This is a genomic window from Peribacillus sp. B2I2 (assembly GCF_041261685.1).
Lineage (GTDB): Bacteria > Bacillota > Bacilli > Bacillales > DSM-1321 > Peribacillus.
In genome coordinates this window covers 4,357,363-4,382,599 of the sequence record NZ_JBGCCB010000001.1, presented here as the reverse complement: position 1 = coordinate 4,382,599, position 25,237 = coordinate 4,357,363, and the positions used below count along the sequence as shown (strand labels likewise).

28 protein-coding genes and 1 pseudogene are annotated in these 25,237 nt (G+C 38.8%); 25 read left to right on the top strand and 4 right to left on the bottom strand.

Annotated elements, in window-relative coordinates; all coding sequences use genetic code 11:
* The first annotated feature begins 160 nt into the window (after positions 1-160).
* From ABIE66_RS21735 to ABIE66_RS21705, 7 genes are all read left to right on the top strand, one after another.
* Positions 161-442, top strand: a complete 282-nt coding sequence (locus ABIE66_RS21735) for a DUF2798 domain-containing protein (RefSeq protein WP_370016252.1) — start codon at positions 161-163, stop codon at positions 440-442.
* Positions 443-639: 197 nt separating this feature from the next.
* Positions 640-858, top strand: coding sequence for a DUF1659 domain-containing protein (locus tag ABIE66_RS21730; protein ID WP_289326269.1), 219 nt, complete (start codon positions 640-642; stop codon positions 856-858).
* A 39-nt stretch (positions 859-897) separates the two neighbouring features.
* Positions 898-1,116: a DUF2922 domain-containing protein gene (locus ABIE66_RS21725; protein ID WP_289326268.1), complete on the top strand. Its 219-nt coding sequence runs from the start codon at positions 898-900 to the stop codon at positions 1,114-1,116.
* A 50-nt stretch (positions 1,117-1,166) separates the two neighbouring features.
* Positions 1,167-1,322 carry a YvrJ family protein gene (locus tag ABIE66_RS21720; protein ID WP_289315092.1) on the top strand — a complete coding sequence of 52 codons (156 nt, stop codon included), beginning with the start codon at positions 1,167-1,169 and terminating at the stop codon, positions 1,320-1,322.
* A 155-nt stretch (positions 1,323-1,477) separates the two neighbouring features.
* Complete coding sequence (locus ABIE66_RS21715) at positions 1,478-1,744, top strand: KGG domain-containing protein (protein ID WP_251432644.1); 267 nt, start codon at positions 1,478-1,480, stop codon at positions 1,742-1,744.
* Positions 1,745-1,857: 113 nt separating this feature from the next.
* Positions 1,858-2,322 (top strand): KGG domain-containing protein, encoded by a 465-nt coding sequence (locus ABIE66_RS21710; RefSeq protein ID WP_370016251.1) that lies wholly within the window; start codon positions 1,858-1,860, stop codon positions 2,320-2,322.
* Between the two features lie 174 nt (positions 2,323-2,496).
* Positions 2,497-3,843, top strand: a complete 1,347-nt coding sequence (locus ABIE66_RS21705) for a DUF3238 domain-containing protein (protein ID WP_370016250.1) — start codon at positions 2,497-2,499, stop codon at positions 3,841-3,843.
* A gap of 113 nt (positions 3,844-3,956) precedes the next feature.
* Here the strand turns inward: ABIE66_RS21705 and ABIE66_RS21700 are convergent, their stop codons facing one another.
* A complete protein-coding gene (locus ABIE66_RS21700) occupies positions 3,957-4,349 on the bottom strand; it encodes a thiol-disulfide oxidoreductase DCC family protein (RefSeq protein ID WP_289326264.1) in 393 nt (130 codons plus the stop codon).
* 390 nt (positions 4,350-4,739) lie between these two features.
* Here ABIE66_RS21700 and ABIE66_RS21695 point away from each other — a divergent pair, with 390 nt between their 5' ends.
* The 3 genes from ABIE66_RS21695 to ABIE66_RS21685 all read left to right on the top strand — a co-directional run bounded on the left by ABIE66_RS21695 (position 4,740) and on the right by ABIE66_RS21685 (position 7,847).
* On the top strand, positions 4,740-5,711 hold the full coding sequence (locus ABIE66_RS21695; RefSeq protein ID WP_289326263.1) for an acyltransferase family protein: 972 nt from the start codon (positions 4,740-4,742) through the stop codon (positions 5,709-5,711).
* Between the two features lie 447 nt (positions 5,712-6,158).
* The gene (locus ABIE66_RS21690; RefSeq protein ID WP_370016249.1) at positions 6,159-7,268 is read left to right on the top strand and encodes a D-alanyl-D-alanine carboxypeptidase family protein; all 1,110 of its coding nucleotides are present in this window, start codon (positions 6,159-6,161) and stop codon (positions 7,266-7,268) included.
* Between the two features lie 66 nt (positions 7,269-7,334).
* Entirely contained in the window at positions 7,335-7,847 is a 513-nt protein-coding gene (locus tag ABIE66_RS21685; RefSeq protein WP_370017097.1) for a DUF3189 family protein, read from the top strand.
* A gap of 256 nt (positions 7,848-8,103) precedes the next feature.
* On the opposite strand, the gene ABIE66_RS21680 is transcribed toward ABIE66_RS21685, so the two are convergent.
* Positions 8,104-8,283, bottom strand: a complete 180-nt coding sequence (locus ABIE66_RS21680) for a small acid-soluble spore protein H (protein WP_054399815.1) — start codon at positions 8,281-8,283, stop codon at positions 8,104-8,106.
* 229 nt (positions 8,284-8,512) lie between these two features.
* Between ABIE66_RS21680 and ABIE66_RS21675 the strand changes: the two genes are divergently transcribed.
* The 9 genes and pseudogenes from ABIE66_RS21675 (at position 8,513) to ABIE66_RS21635 (ending at position 15,458) form a co-directional block, all read left to right on the top strand.
* The gene (locus tag ABIE66_RS21675; protein ID WP_370016248.1) at positions 8,513-8,974 is read left to right on the top strand and encodes a GNAT family N-acetyltransferase; all 462 of its coding nucleotides are present in this window, start codon (positions 8,513-8,515) and stop codon (positions 8,972-8,974) included.
* A 140-nt stretch (positions 8,975-9,114) separates the two neighbouring features.
* Positions 9,115-9,765 carry a hypothetical protein gene (locus tag ABIE66_RS21670; protein WP_370016247.1) on the top strand — a complete coding sequence of 217 codons (651 nt, stop codon included), beginning with the start codon at positions 9,115-9,117 and terminating at the stop codon, positions 9,763-9,765.
* 326 nt (positions 9,766-10,091) lie between these two features.
* On the top strand, positions 10,092-10,964 hold the full coding sequence (locus ABIE66_RS21665; RefSeq protein WP_370016246.1) for an AraC family transcriptional regulator: 873 nt from the start codon (positions 10,092-10,094) through the stop codon (positions 10,962-10,964).
* A gap of 190 nt (positions 10,965-11,154) precedes the next feature.
* On the top strand, positions 11,155-11,901 hold the full coding sequence (locus tag ABIE66_RS21660; protein WP_370016245.1) for a class I SAM-dependent methyltransferase: 747 nt from the start codon (positions 11,155-11,157) through the stop codon (positions 11,899-11,901).
* A 52-nt stretch (positions 11,902-11,953) separates the two neighbouring features.
* Positions 11,954-12,489, top strand: a pseudogene (locus ABIE66_RS21655) (DUF1572 domain-containing protein).
* A gap of 1,153 nt (positions 12,490-13,642) precedes the next feature.
* A complete protein-coding gene (locus ABIE66_RS21650) occupies positions 13,643-13,867 on the top strand; it encodes a DUF6980 family protein (RefSeq protein ID WP_370016244.1) in 225 nt (74 codons plus the stop codon).
* Between the two features lie 191 nt (positions 13,868-14,058).
* Complete coding sequence (locus tag ABIE66_RS21645) at positions 14,059-14,238, top strand: DUF4083 domain-containing protein (protein ID WP_370016243.1); 180 nt, start codon at positions 14,059-14,061, stop codon at positions 14,236-14,238.
* Between the two features lie 130 nt (positions 14,239-14,368).
* Positions 14,369-14,743, top strand: a complete 375-nt coding sequence (locus ABIE66_RS21640) for a hypothetical protein (protein ID WP_370016242.1) — start codon at positions 14,369-14,371, stop codon at positions 14,741-14,743.
* 196 nt (positions 14,744-14,939) lie between these two features.
* Positions 14,940-15,458, top strand: a complete 519-nt coding sequence (locus tag ABIE66_RS21635) for a histidine phosphatase family protein (RefSeq protein ID WP_370016241.1) — start codon at positions 14,940-14,942, stop codon at positions 15,456-15,458.
* 97 nt (positions 15,459-15,555) lie between these two features.
* Here the strand turns inward: ABIE66_RS21635 and mleCBF are convergent, their stop codons facing one another.
* Both mleCBF and ABIE66_RS21625 read right to left on the bottom strand, forming a co-directional pair.
* On the bottom strand, positions 15,556-16,395 hold the full coding sequence (gene mleCBF, locus ABIE66_RS21630; RefSeq protein WP_370016240.1) for a CBF family alpha/beta fold macrolide esterase: 840 nt from the start codon (positions 16,393-16,395) through the stop codon (positions 15,556-15,558).
* A gap of 318 nt (positions 16,396-16,713) precedes the next feature.
* Positions 16,714-17,490 (bottom strand): 3-hydroxybutyrate dehydrogenase, encoded by a 777-nt coding sequence (locus tag ABIE66_RS21625; protein WP_370016239.1) that lies wholly within the window; start codon positions 17,488-17,490, stop codon positions 16,714-16,716.
* 253 nt (positions 17,491-17,743) lie between these two features.
* Between ABIE66_RS21625 and ABIE66_RS21620 the strand changes: the two genes are divergently transcribed.
* From ABIE66_RS21620 to ABIE66_RS21595, 6 genes are all read left to right on the top strand, one after another.
* Positions 17,744-18,691: a 3-hydroxyacyl-CoA dehydrogenase family protein gene (locus tag ABIE66_RS21620; RefSeq protein ID WP_370016238.1), complete on the top strand. Its 948-nt coding sequence runs from the start codon at positions 17,744-17,746 to the stop codon at positions 18,689-18,691.
* Complete coding sequence (locus ABIE66_RS21615) at positions 18,688-19,863, top strand: acetyl-CoA C-acetyltransferase (RefSeq protein ID WP_289326249.1); 1,176 nt, start codon at positions 18,688-18,690, stop codon at positions 19,861-19,863. The genes ABIE66_RS21620 and ABIE66_RS21615 overlap by 4 nt, the downstream gene beginning before the upstream one ends.
* A gap of 64 nt (positions 19,864-19,927) precedes the next feature.
* Positions 19,928-21,598 (top strand): sigma-54 interaction domain-containing protein, encoded by a 1,671-nt coding sequence (locus ABIE66_RS21610; RefSeq protein ID WP_370016237.1) that lies wholly within the window; start codon positions 19,928-19,930, stop codon positions 21,596-21,598.
* Between the two features lie 813 nt (positions 21,599-22,411).
* Positions 22,412-23,797 (top strand): GntP family permease, encoded by a 1,386-nt coding sequence (locus ABIE66_RS21605; RefSeq protein ID WP_370016236.1) that lies wholly within the window; start codon positions 22,412-22,414, stop codon positions 23,795-23,797.
* Positions 23,798-23,829: 32 nt separating this feature from the next.
* A complete protein-coding gene (locus ABIE66_RS21600; protein ID WP_370016235.1) occupies positions 23,830-24,525 on the top strand; it encodes a CoA transferase subunit A in 696 nt (231 codons plus the stop codon).
* 17 nt (positions 24,526-24,542) lie between these two features.
* Entirely contained in the window at positions 24,543-25,190 is a 648-nt protein-coding gene (locus ABIE66_RS21595) for a 3-oxoacid CoA-transferase subunit B (RefSeq protein ID WP_370016234.1), read from the top strand.
* Positions 25,191-25,237: the final 47 nt, after the last annotated feature.

The window sequence follows — 25,237 nt, the reverse complement described above, 5'->3', positions numbered from 1 at the left end:
TAGATCTATTATAAAAATTGGTTTTACTAATGTAAATGGAAGAAATAAAATATAGTTGTGAATAGGACTACGTAAAACGGTTGGGAAGTAATGTTTCACTTGTTGAATTAATTGAAAATATCAAGGAACCTATTAGATCAGGAGTTGAAGTAGAAAAATAATGAATATTAACGTTAAATACAGAAATATTATTTTTGCATTATTAATGGCTTTTTGTATGTCCTTTTTTATTTCATTTATATTAGTCTCAATAAATAGGGGTTATGATCATATATTCTTATCTACATGGTTAAAAACTTGGTCCCAGGCTTTTATCTGTGCTTTCTTTGGAGCTTACTTTTTTCCGAGAGTAATACAACAAATAATGAGAAGAATTAATTTTGTGGAAAAACCGCTAATAATTGAGGAAGATTTTTTAGTGAGAGAAGAAGACAATAGATGATGGCCAGTAGAGAATTTGTGGATATTGTTTTAAAGGCATTCCTGAAAAACAGTAAAAAATATGGTTTTTAAGAAGACTGATAAAGAGAGCTGCTCAAATGATGAGCGGCTTTTTTTATGTCTTAATTAAGAAATTTCAAGGCCATGCTACTTTCATCCCGTAAAAGTTTATATAGAGTGTGAAAGGGGGTGAGTGGCATGGCAAACCAGATTCCAGTATCAAGTACGTTGCGGATCGATTTTGAGACGGGGTTAAATGAAAAAGGGGCTCTCGTTTTCAGGCGGAGGTCATTTTCAAACATCAAGGTCGATGCGACGGCAGATCAGTTATTTTCGACAGCTGTTGCAATCGCGAGTGTGCAGAATTATCCAATGGGCGAAGTGACTCGAGTGGATACGTATTCATTGTTTGGCTAATTGGCTTTTGAAAAGTTGGAAGAGGGGAGGTGACATGAAATGGCTAAAGTACTGGAAATGATTTTCGTTACGAAGGAAGGGCAGTCAGCGACGATTTCTGTTGATAATCCGAAGGAGCCGGTCAGTGTAAATACGGTTAAACTGGCTATGGAAAAAGTGATAGCGGGGAATGTGTTCGTTACATCTTCCGGGGATTTCGTAGATTTGAAAGCGGCGCGCGTTGTCGAGCGGAATGTCGAGGAAGTGGAACTTATCTAACGGGGGAAGGTCATCTTTGTAGGACGCCCTGGAAGTGAGGTGAATGAAAAGTGGATCAAATCCTGCCATTTGTCAGTGATATTGGGTTCCCGATCATTGTTACCCTTTATTTGCTTCATAGGATTGAAACGAAATTGGATACTTTGAATGAGACGCTTGTGGAGCTGCCAAATCGCTTGCGAGAAGGGATTTCCAAGTCAGGTTAACGAAAATCGGGGAGCATCATGAGTGATATCATTCATGATGCTCTTCCTTTTAAATGGCAAAGTTTTAATAGATTCTAGTTTTATACCGAAACTATCGGGTATACATAAAACTGTAGCTAGTTCATGAAAAATCCAAATAATAAGGAGGAGTTTTAATGACTAACAACAATGAAAAAATGAGTAGGGAAGAAGCTGGCCGCAAAGGCGGGGAAGCGACAGCCAAAAATCATGATAAGGAATTTTTCCAGGAAATCGGCCAAAAAGGCGGAGAAGCCACTTCCGAAAACCATGATAAGGAATTCTATCAGGAAATTGGACAAAAAGGCGGAGAGGCACGGGCCAATCAACGTGATGGGTCCGATGATGGAAAAATGAGCAGGGAAGAAGCAGGGCGCAAGGGCGGGGAAAAGAGTCGCCGTTAAATAGAAGAAGCGACCTGAAGTATTTGTAGATTCTAGTTTTATAGCCGTTCAAGCGGGTATATGACACATGTAGCTAGTTCATGGAAAATCCAAATAATAAGGAGGAATTTTTAATGACTAACAACAATGGTAAAATGAATCGTGAAGAAGCAGGCCGTAAAGGTGGAGAAACAACAGCCAAAAATCATGATAAGGAATTCTATCAAGAGATTGGTCAAAAGGGCGGAGAAGCGACATCCGAAAATCATGATAAGGAATTCTATCAAGAGATTGGCCAAAAAGGCGGAGAAGCGACATCCGAAAATCATGGTAAGGAATTCTATCAAGAGATTGGCCAAAAAGGCGGAGAAGCGACATCCGAAAATCATGATAAGGAATTTTATCAGGAGATTGGCCAAAAAGGCGGAGAAGCGACATCCGAAAGTCATGGTAAGGAATTCTATCAGGAAATCGGCGAAAAAGGCGGAGAGGCACGGGCCAATCAACGAGATGGCGACGGCAGCTCTGACGGTTCCGGTAATGGGAAAATGAGCCGGAAAGAAGCAGGACGCAAAGGCGGGGAAAAAAGCCGCCGTTAAAATAGAAGGAAAAATCAGTAAAACACATAAATGATCGAGGGAAGTAACCATTCCCTCGGTTTTTTTATGTTGTTTCAACATCGTGTCCCGGGGAAATGCCTATCACAGCACATTGCAAAGTGTGCTTGGAGTTTAAAGGGGGTAAAGAAATAACACCTAGAAAAGGAAGAGGTGATGAAGAAGTTGATCGCTCATTATTCAATTCCCTGTTTAAAAGTGGGCGGAGTTACATTCACTGCACGGCATTCATTGCTTGCTCTTGGTCTTGCGGGAATCGCTTTTCTCATTTCCAATAAGCGGAAGCATCAAGCGGTATTCAAAACGGCTTCATTGATGTGTAAGATCGAAAGGAAAAAGGATGCCATTAAGCTTAGGTGGCCTGATGAAGGTGGCTTCTATCGGGTATATAGGGGGCAAGAGCTCATTTACAGCGGCTCGGAGCCAAGTATTGCAGATCGGGGTTTGACTCCAGGGACCATCTATACGTACACGATAGATAGCTTGAATGAAAAAGAACAGGCAGTGAACAGGATGAAGATACAGACATCAACGACCGCCGAGAATAAAAAAGAGGATAATATCCTTTTGGATTTGGTGTTCACCACGATTGTCGCAAAAGGCCAAACCAGCCTGGAATGGGAGACCATCAAAGGGATAAAGGAGTATAGGGTTTACCGGAACGGCGTGGAGGTTGGGAAAGTGGATGGATGTTCCTTCAGTGATCGGAGCATTAGTGAAAATCAAGCATACACCTACACCATCAAAGCGAAGCGGCCCCTGCCACTTTCAGAGCAAGAGTCCTTTGCGGTGAAATCCCTTTTGGCGAGTATTGTCGGAGCATTTAAAAAAGGTTCTTCCCAAGCACAGGCAGCGATCGAGGAAATAACGAATACCAAAAAGATAGGACCTGTGAAACAGCTTTTACAGTCAGTTGAAAACGATGTGGATGGTAAAAAGAAAAGAAATTGGCAGCTGCGCTATTCCACCTTTTTACCGGAAGAATGGCTGAAAAACCCCAATCTTGCCTCAAAGGTTCCATATTTTAAAGGTGACAACCGCGGGTTTGATCCTGAATCATCCCGTTACCGGACTAGGGTCGATGTGTATATTCACGAAAAGGAGAAGGAAGCCGAGATTGAATTTTCCAAAGCCGTCGGGAAGAGTGAGGCCTACAACCATGATGGGGATTTCCTCGAAGAAGGAGTGGCATCCGATGAAGACATTGTAGTGAAGCACGTGTTATCCAATCATGAGAAAACGACGATACAACTGACACACTCTGTAGGCAACCCAATCATCATTTCTCCTGCCGTGGATTATAAAGTGATCGGGACCTTTTATCGAAATGGCGAAATCAATATAGCCGGCTATCATGATCAGGCACCGCATCACGAAGTCTACCTAAAGGAGGCAGATGCCCCAAACTGGCAACCCCTGCACCAAGCGGAAAACAAAGGGCTCGAAATGATGGCGCATCCTACGGCGAATCATTTATGGAGATACTCCACATTTACACAATGAAAAGGACGAAAAGCCATGATCGCTGATCGTCCTTTTTTTGACCATTTCTAATACAACAAACAAAAAGGACCTCGAATACTTTGAAGTCCTTTTTGCTTCTCGATTAGGTCTTATTATAAAAACCGCTTTCGAACACTTGGCGATGGAAGCATACAGCTTTCTTCTTTCTTACCGAACCATTTGTAACGGTTTCTGGCAATGAAGTCATAAACGAAGTTCCGGATGAAGCTTGGAACGATGATGAAACCGTAAAGCAATTTCCATGCCCCTTTTAAGCGGCGGCAAATCCTCAAGGCTGCAGACGATTTATAGTAGGCCTGATCCTTTTCAATCAGCACCATGCTATCTATATCTGCAGGAACATCGTACTTCTTCAGCAACTCTTGACCAGCCTCACTTTGAAGCGAAGCGTAATGAAAAAGCCCCTGTGGATCCCGCTTGATAATGAACTGGACACTCGAATCGCAAAAGTTGCATTCACCATCAAATAAAATGACCGGATTCATGAACATTCCTCCTATAGAGAGACGTTTATCATACTCATGCTTATATAATACACTACCCGTTTTGGTAAGGCGAAAACGGCTGGAACTGTTTGGAGTTTTGAAATGTTGGAAGGTGATTGATTGTTCCGGCAAGTCACTAAACGGGTGCGTTAGCGCCATAAGAAGGCCGCATTTGCGGTGGAATTTGGTTTCAGTCTCTGTCTGTTATCAAACTGTTATTTTCCATTAACCATACTGTAAACAAGCTATGTTATGGTAGATACTCCAATGAAGTTCCTTTAGTAAAAAGCCGGCAATCCTTTATTAGAGGAGAGCCGGTTTTTTCATTCAAACCATAATTGAGGATTAGGAGATATAACTAGCAGTTTCTTTATAGGAGGTAAGATTTTTTTGAAACGTGATCCTTATTTTGATAATGCGAAAGCTGTTTTAATCGTACTAGTGGTTTTGGGACACACATTAGCTCGAATGGTAGAAGAAAACGAATGGATTTTAACTATTTATTTGTTTGTTTTTTCGTTCCATATGCCAGCTTTTATTTTAGTATCCGGCTATTTTTCAAGAAAGATAAAAAGTAAAAAGGACCTCTGGGTGCTAATAAAGAAAATATTAATTCCCTATGTAATATTCCAGGTGATTTATACCTTCTATTATCAGAAGTTATTTGATGAACCAATTGAATTCTCCATTTTGACTCCAAGGTGGGCCTTATGGTTCTTAATAAGCTTATTCTGTTGGAATATATTATTGTTTATATTTTCCTCCAGGAAATATGGAATCGTTTTTTCGATAATTGTATCTCTAATAATTGGTTACATTGGTGAAGTAAATGAATGGTTAAGTTTGTCGAGAACGTTCTTTTTCTTTCCTTTCTTTTTAATTGGACATTTTTTAGAAAAAGATCATTTTGAATGGGTTAAAAAGAAAAGTAATGCCCTAATCGGCTGGGTTGTGCTGGGGTTAATCTTTACCGGTATTTATTTCTATGGTGAAATTACTTGGAGAGAGTGGTTTTATGGCCGTTTAGGTTATAAGGAATTAATGGAAGGTTCCATTGCCCTCGGTTTTATATATAAGTTGATCGTTTATTTAATTATGGGAGCAGCAACTTATTGCTTTTTTTGTATTGTTCCTAAAAAGCATACATTTTTTACTGAAATAGGATCCATTACATTGGTTATTTATCTTTTTCATATGTTTATTTTGGAATATGTTTATAACTCATTTATTTATGATTGGATCAAAGAAAGTGGCCAATATTATGTTTTATTAGTCATACCTGTAACCATTATATTTATATTATCAAGAAAACCGATTGTAAAAGTGGAATGTGTGTTAATAGGTATGAAAATGAAAACATAACAGATAATTGAAGATAGGTTTAAATAAAGCTTGTAAAAAATTCAGGTCCGAAATACATGGACATGAATATTTCATAAAGAAATGATCAAGCATCTAAAAAGTAACTAGCCCTTCAGTTTGAAGGGTTTTTTCATGAAAAGATATTGTCATGCAGGAGGATCCATCGCCATCAAGATAAAAAAACACACAGATCCCCTAATTGGGTGATTTACAAAAAAACTATTTAAAAGGGAAATCTTTTTTATTTAGTTGGAGACTCCCACTAAAAGGGCAATACCCCTTATAAAGTTATATCAGGAAAGAAAATGAAAGATATTACCCGAAATGTTTCCAAAATTATTAAAGGGTAATTACTGTTTTATTTCATTTTCAATAATCCATCTCTAAACATTCAGATTTATTTTATTATGACTATATAGGATTTAACTATCATTAAAGGAGCGGCATATGAAAAAGTTTTTCTTCATCTTCATTTTGGCTTTAATCCCTTTCGCCTCTACGACTGTAAGTGCAGAATCTGACTTACCTCTCAATAGTGAAGCCGGGATCATTATTGACGCGAAAAGTGGAAACGTATTATACGAAAAAAACATGGATAAAAGTATGTATCCAGCCAGTCTAACGAAAGTTGCCACTGCTATATATGCTATAGAACACGGGGATAAGAATGAACTGGTGACTGTTAGCAAAAAAGCAGCGGAGGCAGACGGGTCTTCGGTATTCATTGAACCTGGGGAGGAAATAGAGCTTTCCAAATTAATTGCAGGGATGCTAATCAACTCCGGAAATGATGCAGCTATCGCTATTGCCGAGCATATGTCTGGTAGTGAAAAACTGTTCATGGAAGATCTGAATGAGTTTTTAAGAAAAGAAGTAAATGTCACCGATACTCATTTCACGAACCCCCATGGATTGTTTGACAAAAACCACGTAACTACAGCAAGTGACCTTGCGAAAATTACCCAATATGCAATGAAAAATGAAATTTTCCGTGAATATCTTGGGAAGAAGGAGTTACCATGGGAAGTGGAAACATGGGACACAACTCTAGTTACCCATCATAAAATGTTAAAAGGCGAACTACCCTATAAGGGAATAACCGGCGGGAAAACCGGTTTCGTCAGTAAATCCGGCTACACCTTGATTTCTACTGCTACTAGAGGAGAACAGGACTTGATTGCCGTCACTCTAAATGCTCCTTCGGACAAGGTTGCCTATTCTGATACTGAGCTTTTATTCAGCTATGCCTTTGAAAACTTTATATCAGCCAAAATTGATAAAAAAAGCATACTGTATTCAGCGGACTACTCTAATTCCTACACGCTGAACGAAGACTTATACTATACTCATTTAATTAATGATATACCCAGTCTAAAAACGAGCAATGATGGAATTCTCTCAATCATGAACCAAGAAGGGGAAGCAATAGAATCCTTTGACCTTAAAACGGTCGCTGATGTCAGGAACACAGTTTTGCCTGCCTCGATTAAAAAAGAAACAATCAATGAGAAGCTAATAAATTTTTCTTTCCCATCTCTAGCATGGGGAGGCAAATAACCAGCCGAATTGGAAATGGAGTATCTGACCATAATAGTATTAAATAAAACTATTAGGGATGATTTCATGATGTATATCTATAATGATTATGGGGGTACACATACCACGTCTTTGGCTGCCGCATATCATTTAAAACAATTACCTCAATCGGAAAGAAAACTAACTTCGGAAGAAATATTACATGTAAAATATTTCAATAAATTAACAAAAAAAGAATTTGGAAAGCTAATTTTTCGCGGGACCGATGAAGAGGGCAACTCAGTTTATACAATTGGACATAAAAGAGACAAACTTGTTGTTCCAGCATTAAAAGAATTGACTTTACTACTAGAAGAGAAATTTCACTTTAACGAAAAAATAGTATTCTCCAATACATCACCAACTGTACCTATTGCCATGTCCATAGGGGGATATTTATCAAGAGCATTAAAAATTGATTTTATAGGTGTACCATTATTAATTATAGGCACCAAACAATGCTGTGATAATATTTTTCGGTTGGTTGAAAATACGAAACAAATAGGGAAAGCAGCGAATGGGGAAAAAGTGATTATATTGGAAAATGAAATATATAAGTAATACTATTAAATGGTTTATCTCTGTTAGTAAAAGATTGCTTAGCCCATAGGAATTCGAATGTCGATATATAGATTAAGTCAACAATTGATGTTGGCTTTTTTTGTTACGCTTTTGATGAAGATGTGCTATAGAAGAGGTGGTGATTGTTCATCTAACGGGTGCATAGGGGATAGATTAATTAATAAGATGGTAATTGAATTGAACCGAACAATAAACCACCACCCGAAAGTGGTGGTTTATTATTGAATCGAGGAAATTACTGTTCTTGTAAGCTGGTTACAGAAACACTTTGTTTTTTATTGGGATCATCAAGGGGATGGATTGTAGCCGTTCCATTTTGTTCATCCACGTGCTCAATGTAGATACTTTCCTCATTATAGGTTACAGTAACCATATTTGGTGAAGAAGCAATTTCTTCCGCTCGTTGTGCGTTCATTTTAGCCACCTCCTTTGGACTTGCAACATGTATAATATTTGTTTCGAATTACTTAGATATACCTGTTGTAATTAAAATGCCCTTACACCCTTACTTAACTAACTGGTGCGTTAGCTGAAGATCGAGTCAGTTTTTAATTATTTCCAATAACGCGGCATGTTAGTTCAAAAGACTAAAATCAGTGGTTTGATATAATTACAATACATTAAAAAGTTTAGGGGGATGTAAAATGACTATATGGGTAAATAAGGGATTTTCGATTTCTACTAATAAAAAGTATTTAGATGTAGATTTAATACATAATTTTTTGAATCAAGAAGCTTACTGGTCAAAGGGGATACCCAAGGAAACAGTAATAAAGTCAATTGAAAACACGACCTTATGCTTTGGGGTTTATAAAGGTGAAATAGGTAATGTAGGAAGTGAACAAGTTGGATTTGCAAGGGTAATAACCGATTTAGCAACCCATGCGTACCTTTGCGATGTGTTTATATTACCTGACTATCGTAAATTGGGATTATCAAAATGGTTAATGGATGTTATCACCAACCATTCCGAACTAGAAGGGGTTCGCAGGTTTATGTTAGCTACTAATGATGCACATTCATTATATAAAAAATACGGTTTTAATCAGATTGATAATCCAGAGCTATTTATGCAAAAAGTCCGTAAATCCCCATATCAACAATAAGGTTATTTTCATTAGCAGGTGCAAAAGTTCTCTAAGGGACAGTGACGAATTGCTCTTTTCTTATAGAGCAAAGGGGCTTAAGCAGCAATTCTTACTTATATGCAGGAAAACAGTATATATAAGATACGAGAGGAATTAAAATGGAAAGATTTAATTTGATCAAGCAAAATCATAGTGTAGTTCCAAATTATAAAGTAGATGATAAGGAAGTTTCTTTTGATATATACATTAGTCCAAAACAAGAGGTCTGCATTATTGGGATATTAGATAATAACTATATATGCTGGTGTTCTATAACTACGATTTCTGACTATGAAAATAATTCTGCTATTTTTCAATATGTATCGAATCTCCAAATAAAAACGATATCGAATAATCATAAAGCTTTAGGAGATCAGTATAAAGAAGTTAAAAGTTGGCATAGAATGCAGATTTGTAAGAGACCTTATCAAGATCAGTATCTTTATTATTCGCCAGCAAGTTCTTCCTTCTTTATGGAAAGTGAATTTTTCGCAAGAGAAATCTATACGTTTTATAAACAAGAGAGAGCCAAATGTGAATACAGGTTAATTGACGATGCTTATATAACTATTTTAGAAAGATATAAAAGCATTTTAAATAAAGAAAACCAAGAATATAGTTATTATTATGAAATTAACCCACTAATTAGGATAATAAAAGATGAAAGTTATATAAAACTATGTCCTATATCAGAAATCAGACAATTATATTTAGAATGCCTTGAAAAATGTGATGATTTATATAACGGATATATGACAGCGATTCGTTAAAAAATATAATTTCGGGGTGAATAAAAGGGCCATTTTGATTAAACAATCAAAAAATGCGGTTGCCCAAATTAAAGAATTTTGAACGAAAAGCTTCTTCTTACTGAACATGAATAAAAATAATAAAATGACTTACAGTGTGATCGTTTTCATTTACTTTTGTAAAAGGTTGCTTTTTTATTGAAAGTCTATAAAGAGATTGTGAGGGCTTGTACTTAAACTAACTGAAGTTTAGCTGAAGTAGGATTAGACCCTGCATAATCGTGCACAGAATGTCGGATGATTAGTTTCAACTCCTGCTATTCTGTTGATATAAGGGAGGTCATTGAATGGATTTGCTCAAAAATATGAATGGCGCCATTAAATTCATTGAAGACAATCTTACGAATGAAATTGACTTTAAAGAAGTTGCAAGGCTAGCTTATTGTTCGGAATATCATTTTAAAAGGATGTTTTCCTTCCTGGCAGGTATTTCCCTATCCGAGTATATCCGCCGAAGACGACTTACGCTTGCGGCATTTGAGCTTAAAGATAACACCATAAAGGTCATTGATATAGCGATAAAGTACGGGTACAGCTCACCGGACTCTTTTACAAGGGCGTTTCAACATTTGCATGGGATCACACCATCAGAAGCGAGAAGTAATGGCCATTCACTTAAAGCCTTTCCACCGATGTCCTTCCAATTATCCATTAAAGGAGGCAGCGAAATGAACTACCGAATTGAAGAAAAAGAGGCGTTTCGCATTATTGGAATTAAAAAAAGAGTTCCGATCATATTTAACGGGGTTAATCCAGAGATTGCATCCATGTGGCAAAGTTTAGACGAGAAAACGATAAATGAGCTTAAAGACCTTTCGAATGTCGAGCCAACAGGACTGCTTAGTGCATCTGCGAACTTTTCCGAAGGCAGGATGGAGGAAAAAGGGGAGCTTGATCATTATATCGGCGCAGCTACAACGAAGGAATGTCCAGATAACTTAACACAGCTTGAAGTTGATGCATCTACATGGGCGGTATTCGAAGCAGTCGGACCTTTTCCTGAAACACTGCAAAATGTATGGGGCCGTATTTATTCCGAATGGTTTCCATCCTCTAACTATGAACAAATCGAAGGGCCGGAAATCCTTTGGAACGAAAATAAAGATGTAACCTCACCAACATTTCGAAGTGAAATCTGGATTCCTGTTTTGAAAAAGTAAGCATAGGCATAAGATTTATCCGAAGAGCTGTTTCGACAGCTCTTATTTATTTTTAGCTGGGGATCGTAGCTGCCTTAGGCAGCTTTTTTATTATGGAACTATCGGTGACTGGTCTAAGCAAAAGAGGTCTTTTTATTATGTTTCGAGAATTAATATTAATAGATTAATGCTAGAACAGGGGAGGAAATGAATGAAACAAAATATTTATGATAATCAGATTTTCTTTAATGAATATACGTCGTTACGTGAGAGTGGTGTCACCTATAATGATTTTGTTGAACAGCCATCAATTAAATCTACCATTTCAAACCTTAAGGGAAAATCAATATTAGATTTAGGTTGTGGAACTGGTCATTTTTCAAGTTATTGTATAGAAAACGGTGCTTCGAAAGTTTTAGGTGTAGATATTTCAAGAAATATGATTGAACAAGCGAAAAAAGATAACAATCACGAGAAAATAGATTATATGTGTATACCAATAGAAGACCTGGATCTACCAAATCAAAAATTCGACTTAATCATAAGTTCTTTGGCTATTCATTACATAGAAGATTACCCAAACCTAATTAAGAAGATTAATGGATTATTAAAAAAGAACGGTGAATTTATCTTTTCAACTGAACATCCGATAGTTACAGCTCGAAAAGAGATGGATAATTGGATTCACGATAATGAAGGGGTTAAATTACATTGGGCATTGGATAATTACCAGGAAGAAGGAAAAAGGGAACAACATTGGTATATTGATGGTGTGATTATATATCATAGAACCATTTCAACTTTAATAAATACACTTATAGATAATGGGTTTGTAGTAGAAAAGATTATTGAACCACAATCAATCCCTACTGGATTAGAGCAAATGCCGAAATTAATTAATGAAAACCGGAGACCGTCTTTTATTATTATTAAATCAAGAAATGGGGATAGGAGCTAACTTGGCAGTTTAGTTGTGAAGGCTCTTTAAAAAAATTTGTGGGGGCGGAATAATGAATATTGGAAACGAATATTTAAAAATTGTAATTGAAAGATTTAAAAGTGTAAAAGGTCTTGGAGATAAAACGATAAACCAATTATCTGAAGAGGAGATCTATTGGACTTATAATGACGAGTCAAATAGTATCGCAATAATAGTAAAGCATCTGAGTGGAAATATGGTTTCAAGGTGGACTGACTTTTTAACAACAGACGGAGAGAAGGAATATAGAAATCGTGACGAAGAATTTTCAGATGATATATCTTCAAAATCAGAGCTCACAATTGTTTGGGAAAAGGGTTGGCAAACCCTGATTGATACATTAACTGGTTTAAGTGAACAAGATTTATTAAAAAAATATATATTCGTGGAGAAGGGCATTTGGTATTAGAGGCTATTGAGAGGCAAATTGCACATTATTCTTATCATGTTGGGCAAATTGTTTATATTGGTAAACAAGTAAAAAACAATAAATGGGAAAGCCTCAGTATACCAAAGGGGAAATCTGAAGAATATTTAAAACAAATGCTTGAAAAACACCGAGAGTAGATCGATCGTTATTGAGTTAACTGGTGCGTTGAAGATAGGAGCTGTCTTTAAGGCAGCTTTTTCATTATGAATAAAAAGTTGAATTTGCACGCATTATTCCTTCTAATACGATTACAATATCGCCCCAATCAAAAATGTTAGCTGATTTCGCACAATTGATAAGGTTTTGGTCACATTTACAACGACCCGGGTATGATTTGTAAGTACCATAGCAATAATCGTGAGTACGGCAGCAGGTATCAAGAGAGTAAGCTAAATATAGATTTTGAAGAAAAAAAGAAAATTGTCAATGATGAAGATTGTTGGTTCAATCCTTTCAAATTTAAACAGATTATTAAATTAATGGGTGCGTTAGCTGAAGTTCGGAGCTGTCTTTACCGGCACCCTAGAGCAATTGGCTCGGCTCAGCGGTACAACCGTGTAAGGCCCGCGGATACAACCGACCTTTAATTATAATTACGGATCAAATCGTTTGGTAGGATCAGATCTTTTTTTTGTTTTTATAATAATAACATAAATAGAACAGATGTTCCAGTGGTTATGTGTAAATATATTACATATTTTAAGCCAGCTCTGTTAAAGGGTATGTTGATTTTTTTGTAGAACTAACGGGGCAAGGGAGTTTAAGAAGAAAAGCTTGAACAGGATAGGCAGCCGTATTTGATTCTTGTTTAGGAAATTTTTTTGTTTTTTTGACGATAAAATATGTTGTTGGTAAATGGAATTATGGAACTAAATGGGTATCTATAATTAGCTAAAAAAGGGGAATTTTATTTGATTGCACTAATTATCTCTGTATATATAACTATTACACTTGTATCGCTCTTTACTTTCGCTGGGCCTTATTCTCCATTGGTGGGACTTGCCATCGGATTCCCAATACATATGCTAATATTACTTACACAAATATATAAAGAAGTAAAAAAGATATCTAAAAAACTATACGAATAGTTTGTGCCAACTCTACAATATTCAACTAACAGGTGCTTTACTTCAACAAGGGATTAAAATAACATTAAACCCATGTACTTAGAAACCAATAAAGGTTTGAACTCAAGGAGATTTTTATGAATGATCACTGCTGCGAAACTATGAAAGATCAAGTTAATATATGTGCAACGTTCACGCTGACCCATTTGATTGTCCAGACACTTTGATTACTTATAATGATAAATTTGATGAATATGGGTTAATAATCCAGGATGGTGGCAGCTCAAGTATAGAGATAACCTATTGTCCCTGGTGTGGCACGAAATTACCTGGTTCTAAAAGAGATTTATGGTTTGAAGTCCTTGAACAATTAGGATTTGATGACCCTGCTGAGCAATCTATACCAGAGGAATTTAAAACAGATAAATGGTATAAGAATTTTAAATGAGCAGAAGTTTCACTAGCTTGTTGAAAGATACTTAGGGTGCTTTTAAGAACTAAGGTGTGCTTTACCTTTACTTCTATTTTTCTTATTCAACAATAGGCGTAGGTTGTTAGTTCAACAAGCTTAGTGTAGACGTTCTGCGCAGTTTATATATGTTATAATTAATTCAAAAAAAGAGAAAAGGTGGATTTTTTTTGAATTTTAATGCCGGTGATATAGTATTTCAACTTATTATGTTTATTTTGTTGTTTGGTATCATTTTTGCTGTTTACTTTTTCGTTCGTTCCCTTCTTACAAGGACAAACAAATCCAATAGCGTAGAACAAAAACTTGATAGAGTAATTGAGCTACTTGAAAAGGATAAAAGAGATTAATTTCTTTTTTATCCTTTTTTTTCTGCACAGTTTATTATCGCTGATCAGCAGCTCCTCTTATGCAACAAACGGGGCAGTTTAGCTCAACAAGAAAATGTTAAAATAGGGAGTTGAAAGGTGGTGATGGTGAGTGAATGTATTCCCGGATGAAGACGATCTTCTTTCGTTGTTTGAGTGTGAACCTACATTATTTGATACCACTGAGAAAGGTTTACCATTTTATTACAATAAGGCAACATATCAATTTTCTAATGGAGAGGAAGACTTTATTGTTACACTATCTCCATCTTACGGTGAAGTGAAAATACAAGTAACTCTACCGACTTCAAATAAATTGTTATCACTTTTGGATTTAAAACGAGTTGACAAGTTTGAGATTATAGCAGACAAAAGGGAACTTTCAAGTGTACTTTTAACGGTTCTGAATGAGGATTCCCAACAAACAATAGAAATAGATTTTAAGCCAAAATATAAACTGATTTTTAGAGAACATTATACACGGTAAAACTCAGTCTAGTTCGACTAACGGATGCTTTACTTCATTACCAGGAGCTGATCAGCAGCTCCTTTTCTTATGCAACGAACAAGTTTCATGCAGGTCTAAATTGTAATGAATACCTCTGTTTTTATTCTGTTAAAGGTTTTATTAAGGTTGAATAGAATTATTAATTTGGATAAATAAACAAAATTGAGGTGTTATCTTGCAGATACTATTAATTCGACATGGTGAGTCAGAAGACGATTTTTTAGAAGAAAATTATGAAGGATCTACAGACTTACCGCTAACTATTAAGGGCGTGGAACAAGTAGAAAAAATGTGTCGTCGTGTTTCAGAAGAGTTTCCACCGGAATTCATATGGTCAAGTACCTTAATTCGCGCCAGTAAAACTGCGGAAACTTTATCCAATACTATCAAATGTCCAGTAACATTCTTGGATGAGTTACGAGAGATGCAAGATAGGGAGAGTGAATCTGATTTTAGATTACGAGCTCAAAATGTACTTTCCCATCTTAGAGAAAACAGTGCAAACTATAAAAGGATTGCGGTTGTGTCCCACGGGGGTATGATTACAAAAATAATTGAAAGTTTTCTTCAATTGCCACACGAAATTGATGATGTGTGGTTCAATTCCAATAATACTGGCATTCATCTTCTTGAGTATACCGAACATCCATATAAACTTATTAGATTTTTAAACAGTACCACGCATTTGAATTAACGTTTGTGTACGCTATATAACAAAGGAAGCCCAATTTCTCGTTTGTACCACTGAGAAATTGGGCTTTTATTAGGGTCATCTTCGACTTATTCTTTTATCACGAACTAAGCTTTATAACTGAATCTATAATTTTGTCCCAATCTTCACTATGAATCTCATGCCCTGATCCATCAAGAGTCACTAATTCTGCATGAGGGATGGCTTTCGTAAGTGCAAGCCCGTGCTCGTATGGCAGGGCTGGATCTTCTGTGCCATGGATAATGAGGACAGGTACACTGATCTCACCCATTCTATCGTAATACACGTCTCCGCCTTGCAGCATGGCATGATTAAATCTGCTCGGTAGCTGTTTGGCGCGATCAAACTCTCTTTCCGCCAGTTTATACATTCTTTCCTGCTCATAAGGTTTGGAACCGGCTAATGTTTTCCATCCGTCCGCAAGGTAAGGGATGGCCGCCTCCCGATTTGACCAATCGATGGAAGCACTCTTCGCATGGTGATCCAATATAGTCTGGTCCATTGGAGGCAGTTTTTCCATCACAGTCCCGAACACACTTGATGCAATTAGCGTAAGGGTAAATACGCGTTTCGGATATTTTAAGGCAAGAATCTGGCCGATCATACCACCTAGGGACATTCCGACGATATGAGCTTGCTTTATGGAATAAGCGTCCAGGACACCCACGGCATCGTCAGCCATGTCCGTTATTGTATAGTTGGAAGTACCGGGTTCACAAACGGCCGATCGTCCCAGATCCCGATGATCGTACCGAATGACAAACCTCCCCTGACCAGCGAGTCGGAGACAGAAATCCTCATCCCACCAGTCTAATGAAGACATGGCTCCCATGATTAAAAGCACAGCAGGGTCCTTAGGGTTTCCAAAACTTTCCGTACATATATCGACTTTATTTATTTTCAGTATCTGTTCACTCATGTTTTTTACCTCCGTATTAAATATTATCTAATTACGCAGATCAATAAATTCTTTCCGGAGCATGATTGGCCTGCCCCTTTAATTATCGCAGTCTAACCCACTTAATAATCATGACGGGGCCTCCTTTTATTTTTGTAAAATGGAAGGTATTCCTATAATACTGTAACATGTGGAAATCCTTTGCGCCACCAAAATTTTCCACATTCCTTCCTCAGGAAAAAGTCTGTCCTGTTATTCCATGAATGCAGAAAAGCCCGAATAAAAGAGCACCTTTTTGGTGCCATTCATTCGGGCTTTTGTTCTTTTGCAAGATGTATTTTATTGAGCTGTATACCCGCCATCTAACACAACTGCCTGGCCGGTGATGCCTCGTGCTTTGTCGCTTGCAAGGAAAATGGCGTAGTCGGCAATTTCGCTTACGTCGAGCAAGCGGTTTTGTGGGACGAGCGGATAGATGACTTCTTCCAAAACGCTTTCCAGCGGTACTTGCCTTGTTTTTGCCAAGTCCTCCAGTTGACCGCGGACGAGAGGTGTGTCCACGTATCCTGGGCAAAGGGCATTTACGGTTATGCCTGAAGAGGCGCTTTCTAAGGCGGCTACTTTCGTTAATCCGATTACACCGTGTTTTGCACTATTGTAAGCTGCTTTGTTGGCGAATCCAATTAGCCCGTTAATGGAAGAGATGTTGATGATTCTGCCGAAGCCTTGTTCTTTCATGATGGGCAAAACGTTCTTGATCGCGATGAATGGAGCGGTCAGCATGATTTTGATCATCAGTTCGAATTTTTCAGTTGGAAACTCTTCGATTGGTGCAACATGTTGAAGGCCGGCGTTATTAATGAAAATATCAATTCGTCCATATTTGTCTTTAGCTTGTTGAATTAGTTGGATAATATCTTCTTCACTTGTTACGTCTGCTTTTAAGCCGATAACATCCAAGCCTTTGTTCCTTAGGTCCAATGCAGTTTTTTCAACAGTGTTTAGATCAAGGTCGGACAAAACGACCTTTGCGCCATTTTCAGCAAATATCTTTCCAATCTCAAAGCCAATTCCTCTGGCAGATCCGGTAATTATCGCCACTTTATCTTTAACCATATTACATTCCTCCAATAAAAATGTAATGGTCCAGGTCTGTCATTTTAAGTTGGTGAACAGGGATATTTAACTAGGGAAGGGAATATAAAGGGAAGGTTATGAAAATATGGTATAGGTTATTGAGTAAGAGTCTATCATGATTTTCAAAATAACAAAAGAATTTTTGTTTACCCATATTGCTGGCACAGATATTGCATACATAAAAAGGTGAGTAAAAGCAGGTAATTTAAACGGATAAGAAAGGAGAATCTGGATGATTAAAAAAATAGCCATTATCGGTTCAGGTGTAATGGGGAGTGGAATCGCTCAATCATTTGCAGTTGGCGGGTATTCCGTCACCATCAACGATATAAAGGAAGAGTATCTATCATATGCCCAAAATCGAATCTCTGAGAATCTAGCATTGCTCATTGAGGAAGGGGTCTTGACTGATCGGGAAAAGCAAGGTGCCTTAGCTAATATTACATATAGTGTAGATTTGGAAGAGGCTATAAGGGATGCTGATTTTATCATTGAGGCCATTCCGGAAGTCATCGGGTTGAAGTTGAATCTTTATCAGCAATTGGAGAAGATAATCAAACCGGATGCAATTGTAGCTTCAAATACATCGACCTTTCCGATTTCCCAATTGATGGAGAAGGCCTCGTTTGCGGACCGAATGGTAATCACGCATTTCTTTAATCCTGGCCATTTGGTTCCTTTGGTTGAAGTTGTTCAGCATAACGATACAAAGCCGGAAGTCGTCAAGACAACACTTGATTTGATGCGTAAAATCGGTAAGTCTCCGATTCTCTTGAAAAAAGAAATAGCAGGATTCATTGCTAACCGTTTGCAGACTGCCTTGATGCGGGAAGCCTTTTATCTATTAAAAGAGGGCGTTGCCAATGCTGAGGATATTGATACAGCGATAACGGCAGGACCAGGTTTTCGATGGGCATTTACAGGGCCAATCGAGATTGCCGATTTTGGCGGACTGGATACATGGCAGCGTGTTTTTGATAATGTTTCACCAGTGTTGGATCAGAGTAAGGAAGCTCCTGTTTTGATTCGTGATTTGGTCGAAAAGGGGAAGCTTGGGGCGAAGTCGGGTGAAGGGATTTTCACGTATGAGGAATCTACCGTTTCTCAGAAAATCAATGAGAGGGACCGTAATTTTATTAAACTAGGTAAATTAAAAATGGAGAAGGAGGAAGTATTATGAGAGAAGTAGTGATAGTAGGGGCAGCAAGAACACCAGTGGGTGCGTTTGGAGGCAGTCTTGCCAATGTTTCAGCGGTTGACTTGGGAGTTGTGGCAGCAAAGGAAGCGATTAAGCGGGCAAATATCTCGGCTGATATGATCGATGAGGTATTGATCGGGAATATTCTATCTGCTGGATTAGGGCAAAATGTGGCACGTCAGGTTGCGATTCATGCAGGGATTCCGGAAACAACGCCAGCTATGGCCGTTAATAAACTTTGCGGGTCTGGCCTCCGTACGGTAATAATGGGAGCGCAATTCATTGCCCTTGGTGATGCCGATGTGATTCTTGCTGGGGGGATTGAAAGCATGAGCAATGCCCCGTATTTACTTCCAAATTATCGTTTTGGACAGAAAATGGGTAATGCCGAAGCAGTGGATTCAATGACCTATGATGCCTTAACGGATGTTTTCAATCAGTATCATATGGGCGTGACTGCGGAGAATATTGCGGAGCAGTGGGACATCAGCCGGGAAAAGCAGGATGAATTTGCTTTAGATAGCCAATTGAAGGCTGAAAAGGCGCAGCTAGAAGGACGATTTGCAGATGAAATCGTACCTGTTGAATATAAACGCAGAGGAAAGACAATCTTGGTGGACCAAGATGAGCACCCACGTCATGGGCTGACGATAGACCAGCTAACGAAGCTACGTCCTGCTTTTAAGGAAAATGGAACGGTTACGGCTGGAAATGCATCCGGAATCAATGATGGTGGGGCGATGTTGGTCCTGATGTCCAAAGAAAAAGCGGACGAGCTGGGACTGGAAACGCTAGCGACAATTAAATCATATGGAAACGCCGCGCTTGATCCGAAAATCATGGGATACGGCCCAGTGCCTGCGACTAGAAAAGCTTTGGCAAAAGCGGGATTATCAATAGATGATATTGATTTGATGGAAGTGAATGAAGCCTTTGCGGCCCAGTCACTTGCCGTGCTGAAGGATCTTGAATTGAATCCGGAAAAAGTGAATGTAAATGGCGGGGCAATTGCTTTGGGCCACCCGGTAGGTGCATCTGGTGCCCGCATCTTAGTGACATTGTTGTATGAAATGAAGCGTAGGGATGCAAAAACCGGCCTTGCCACCCTATGTATCGGAGGTGGACAGGGAACTGCGCTGATTGTGGAACGTTGATGCATTGGCCTCAATTTCCTATGATATAATGGGGGGAACTTCAGACCGGTTAAGGAGAATGGGAATGGCCAGCGATAATAAAACTGTTCAATTGGAATTGGTGAAAGCGATATTGGAAGAATTACCTTTTGGGGTTTTGGTAACGAAAAACGAAAAAGAAATCGTTTTATGCAATAGCGTATTATCTGAGGCTTTTGCCGAGAATCAATTTGACCTGCGAGTAAATTTAATTATCGAAAAAAACCTTATACCAGACGTAAATACTCCTATTCGTTTGAACGGTAATAATGGGATTGTCAGAAAAGCAATCGTTCAAATGGTTGATGAGGAATATCAGATTTATCTCCTATTGTTTACAAATAATAAAAGTGATTTCCTTAATATCGATAATCATGAAGAAATTCTGTTTAAGGATATCATCGAATTTGCCTATGATGGCTTGGTGATGGTCGATACGGAAGGGTATGTCCAAATGCTGAGCCACGCTTATGCGGATTTTCTTGGAGTCGATCAGGAAAGCTCTATTGGGAGACATGTAACGGAGGTCATTGAAAATACCCGTATGCATGTGGTCGCCAAAACTGGAAAGCAAGAGGTCGCTGAATTACAGAAGATTAAAGATAATTATATAATTGCGACCCGCTCCCCGATACGGAAACAAGGTAAATTAATGGGAGCGGTCGGGAAGATTCTTTTTAAGAATGTCGGGCAGTTTACCGCTCTTTCCAAGCGGATAAACTCACTTGAAGTAGAGCTGAAAAAGTACAAAGGCGATTTTCGCGAGAGAAATAAGGCCTCCTATACGTTTGATCATTTGATGGGAAGAAGTCCAGAATTCATGGAAGTAAAAGGTCAAGCGAAAATTGCTGCTAAAAGCGACTCAAACGTGCTGATTTTGGGTGAAAGCGGAACTGGTAAGGAACTGTTTGCGCATTCAATTCATAATGCCAGCAGACGGGCCATGGGTGTATTTGTCAAAGTGAACTGTGCCGCCATCCCAGCAGAGCTGCTGGAGTCAGAGCTTTTTGGCTATGAAGAGGGTTCTTTCACTGGTGCAAAAAAAGGCGGAAAAGCAGGTAAGTTCGAAGCGGCTGAAGGCGGGACGATTTTTCTGGATGAAATCGGTGAGCTGCCACTGCATATGCAAGTGAAATTGCTCCGTGTTTTACAAGAAAAAGAAATTGAACGGGTCGGCTCGACGGGAAGCATTCCCATTGATGTACGGGTAATTGCTGCAACGAATCGTAATTTGGAGGAAATGGTCTCGAAAGGGGAATTCCGACTTGATATGTATTACCGGTTAAAGGTCATGCAAATCCACGTACCTTCCTTAAGGGAGCGACCGGAAGACATTGAAATACTGGTAAATCATTTTGTTGAAAAGTACCAGAACCTCATGAAAAAACGCGTACAGGGCATGAGTGATCAAGCATTACGTCTCCTTCGCCTTTATAAATGGCCGGGTAATATTCGTGAGTTGGAAAATATCATTGAACGTGCATTGAATATCGTCGATGAAGAGGAAATGATACGTTCCAAGCATCTTCCTAAAGAAATAACGGGACATAAAGAATCAGTCTCAATCCGAACTTTAGCTGAAGTAATGGATGAAACTGAACGGGGTGCAATCGTTTCATGTTTGGAAATGACTTCTGGTAATAAATCAGAAACGGCAAAGAGACTCGGAGTGAGCCGAACAACACTGTATGAAAAAATGAATAAATATGGTTTATGACTGTAGAAAAGAACCCTTATGCCAAAGGGTTCTTTCTGAATTTTAAAACAATTTTGATTGGAACGGGTGTGCGAAACTCCTGCTTAGAAAAGCGCGTCCAAAGGAGACCCCGCAGGCGCAAATGTGTCGAGGGCGGATCGCCCGCGGAAAGCGAGTGCCTGGAGTTGAACGCAACGGTCAATTTATACAAACCCTCAAAAAATCATTATTATGGAGTTTGTCTACATTCTGAAGTGCCCTTTAGCCAAAGGGTACTTTTTTTATACTTTTAAACCACCTCTTAAGAATAGATACACATTTGTGCATGTTTTACACCCATAAATCCTTGAGTGTGTTAAGAAATCCGTACACAAAACAAGAGGGAATTTGAATGTTGTAAGAAAAGGTTTACACTTTTTTGGGGTTTATGACTTCTGTGTATTGAAACCTTGACAGTTTTAAGGGGTTTCAGCTTTTACAATTTATAAAAAGGGAGATGAAATCTTTGAAAAGGCTTTAAAAGATGACGTTTTTTTAATTCAGGATAAGGTGGCACAAGAATTGCATAAATACTTTGGTGAATGGCCTATCTGTCATTTTATCTGGTGTTTCGACGTAAAATGAAAAGGGATTTTTAATTCAATAGTTTGTTGAAAGCGTTCTCAATAAATGGGAAGCACTTAGTAAGATCATTCAGCTTGACTTGGGGAAGGCAGGTTTGGATGGTGAAAGCGGAAAAATTAAAAATATGGAATTTAGGGAGATTAATGTTTCTACTTAAAGGCTTCCGAAATAATTTGGGGGCAAGGGGAGAAAAGAAAAGGGGGAATTAAATTGGTGATTCAAATCTTAGCCATTGCTGTGGCTTTAGGACTTTTAATCTTTTTAGCCTATCGGGGCTATCCGGTCATTATCATAGCGCCGATTGTTACGTTATTGGCGGTCATTTTATCTGGCGGTCATTTGCTGCCGAGTTATACAGAAACATATATGACGTTTGCTGCTAACTATGTAAAAGCATTTTTCCCGATATTTTTATTAGGCGCAGTATTTGGAAAGGTCATGGAGATGAGCGGTGCAGCAGCATCCATTGCCAAGACCATCGTAAAATCACTAGGTTCAAAGCAGGCTATTCTTGCTGTAGTGCTGGCTTGTTCGGCGCTGACATATGGCGGGGTTTCGCTGTTTGTAGTGGCATTTGCCGTTTATCCATTTGCAGCTGCAATTTTTAAAGAAGCAGACATTCCAAAGCGATTATTGCCAGGAACGATTGCATTAGGCGCATTCACTTATACGATGGATGCCCTTCCTGGAACACCACAGATTCAAAATATCATTCCAACGAACTATTTCGGAACAGATACTTATGCAGCTCCATTAATTGGGATTATTGGCGCGATCATGGTATTCACTGGCGGAATGATCTGGTTAGAACGTCGCCGTAAACAAGCGGTGGCAAATGGTGAAGGCTACGGGGAAGGACATATTAATGAACCGGAAAGTGCCGAAGAGCAAAACCTGCCTAACTTTTGGCTGTCCATCGTACCGCTCGTCCTTGTCGTAGCGTTTAATTTTGCTTTCAGTCGCAGTGCCATTTCGGTTAAGCACTGGTATGATGCATCGGTGTTGAAGGAATCCTTCAATATTGCCGATGTAAGCACAGTCACTTCATCCTGGTCTTTGATTGTTGCACTGACAATCGGTATTATTGCAGCGATGCTTCTGAATGTTGGGCGTATAAAGGTCAAATTGGCAAGTGGATTAACAGCTGCTGCAATGGGATCTTTGCTTGCGATATTCAATACTGCGTCTGAAGTTGGTTTTGGTAATGTCGTGAAAACGCTTCCTGGATTCTCGGTGATTCAAAACTGGGTGTTCAATGCAAGCGGTAATCCACTCGTATCGGAGGCTATTGCCGTCAATGTACTGGCAGGGATTACAGGGTCTGCATCTGGAGGACTTTCGATTGCGTTAGAAGTAATGGGCGGTCACTATTTACAGGTGGCTCAAAGTGTTGGAATCAGCCCGGAAATGCTACATCGAATTGCATCCATGGCATCTGGCGGAATGGATACGCTTCCACATAACGGTGCCGTTATTACTTTACTTGCTATTACAGGACTGACACATCGTCAATCCTACAAGGATATCTTTGCGATCACGATTTTGAAAACAGTGACTGTGTTCATCCTTGCTTTTGCAACTTCCCTATTTATTTAATAGAATAGTATTAGGAATGGAGATGATGGAAAATGAGTAAATTATTAACATCTTTTGATAGCGCTATTCAACAAATCGAGGATGGAGCAACCATTATCGTTGGCGGGTTCGGATTAAGCGGAATTCCAGAAAATCTAATTTTTGCTTTGCGTGATAAAGGTGTAAAGGATTTGACTATTGTCAGCAACAATTGTGGAGTCGATGATTGGGGTCTAGGTCTTTTGCTGGAAAATAGACAAATCAAAAAAATGATCGCTTCTTATGTAGGGGAAAATAAATTATTTGAGCAGCAATTTTTAAGTGGAGAGCTGGAGGTCGAGCTAGTTCCCCAAGGAACGCTTGCTGAGCGTCTAAGAGCGGGTGGAGCAGGAATCCCTGCCTTCTATACAGCTACTGGAGTAGGAACGGAAGTCGCCAAAGGTAAAGAACATAAAGAGTTTGATGGTCGCACATACATTATGGAAAAAGGAATAGTCGGAGATTTTTCCTTTGTGAAAGCTTGGAAAGCAGATCATTTCGGTAATCTCATCTATCGGAAAACGGCAAGAAACTTTAACCCTGTCGTTGCCACCGCGGGGAAAGTCACGATTGTTGAAGTGGAGGAGCTTGTGAACACAGGAGAGCTCGATCCAGATGAAATTCATACTTCAGGGGTTTATGTACAAAAAGTACTTGTAGGAAACCGTTATGAAAAACGAATTGAAAAACTTACAACTGCTAACGCATAAAAAGGAGGAGTATTCGAATGACTAGACAACAAATTTTAGAACGGGCCGTTAAAGAAATCCAAGATGGTATGTGTGTAAATTTAGGAATCGGAATGCCGACCTTGATTGCTAACATGATTCCAAATGACTTTAATGTTATGCTTCAATCGGAAAATGGCTTACTGGGAATCGGACCATATCCAGAAAAAGATGCAGTCGATCCGGATTTGATTAATGCAGGAAAAGAAACAGTAACGGCAAAAGCCGGTGCATCATTTTTTGATAGTGCTGAATCGTTCGCAATGATTCGCGGCGGCCACATCGATCTAGCCATTTTAGGCGGGATGGAAGTTTCCGAAAATGGGGACTTGGCAAACTGGATGATTCCAGGGAAGATGGTAAAAGGAATGGGAGGTGCGATGGACCTCGTCCAAGGAGCAAAACGGATCGTTGTCATCATGGACCATGTGAACAAACATGGGGAATCCAAAGTGAAAAAGAGTTGTACACTGCCATTGACGGGAGAAAAGGTCGTCCATTGCCTGATTACCGAATTGGCCGTATTTCATTTTACAGAAGCGGGTATGGAATTGATTGAATTGCAAAATGGCATAACACTTGATGAAGTGAAAAGTAAAACAGAGGCTGACTTTACAATAAGCCCCTCTATTGAAATTAAGGCATAGTAAGAGATTACTTGAATTGACCTATCAGGGAAACGGATAAAACTCAT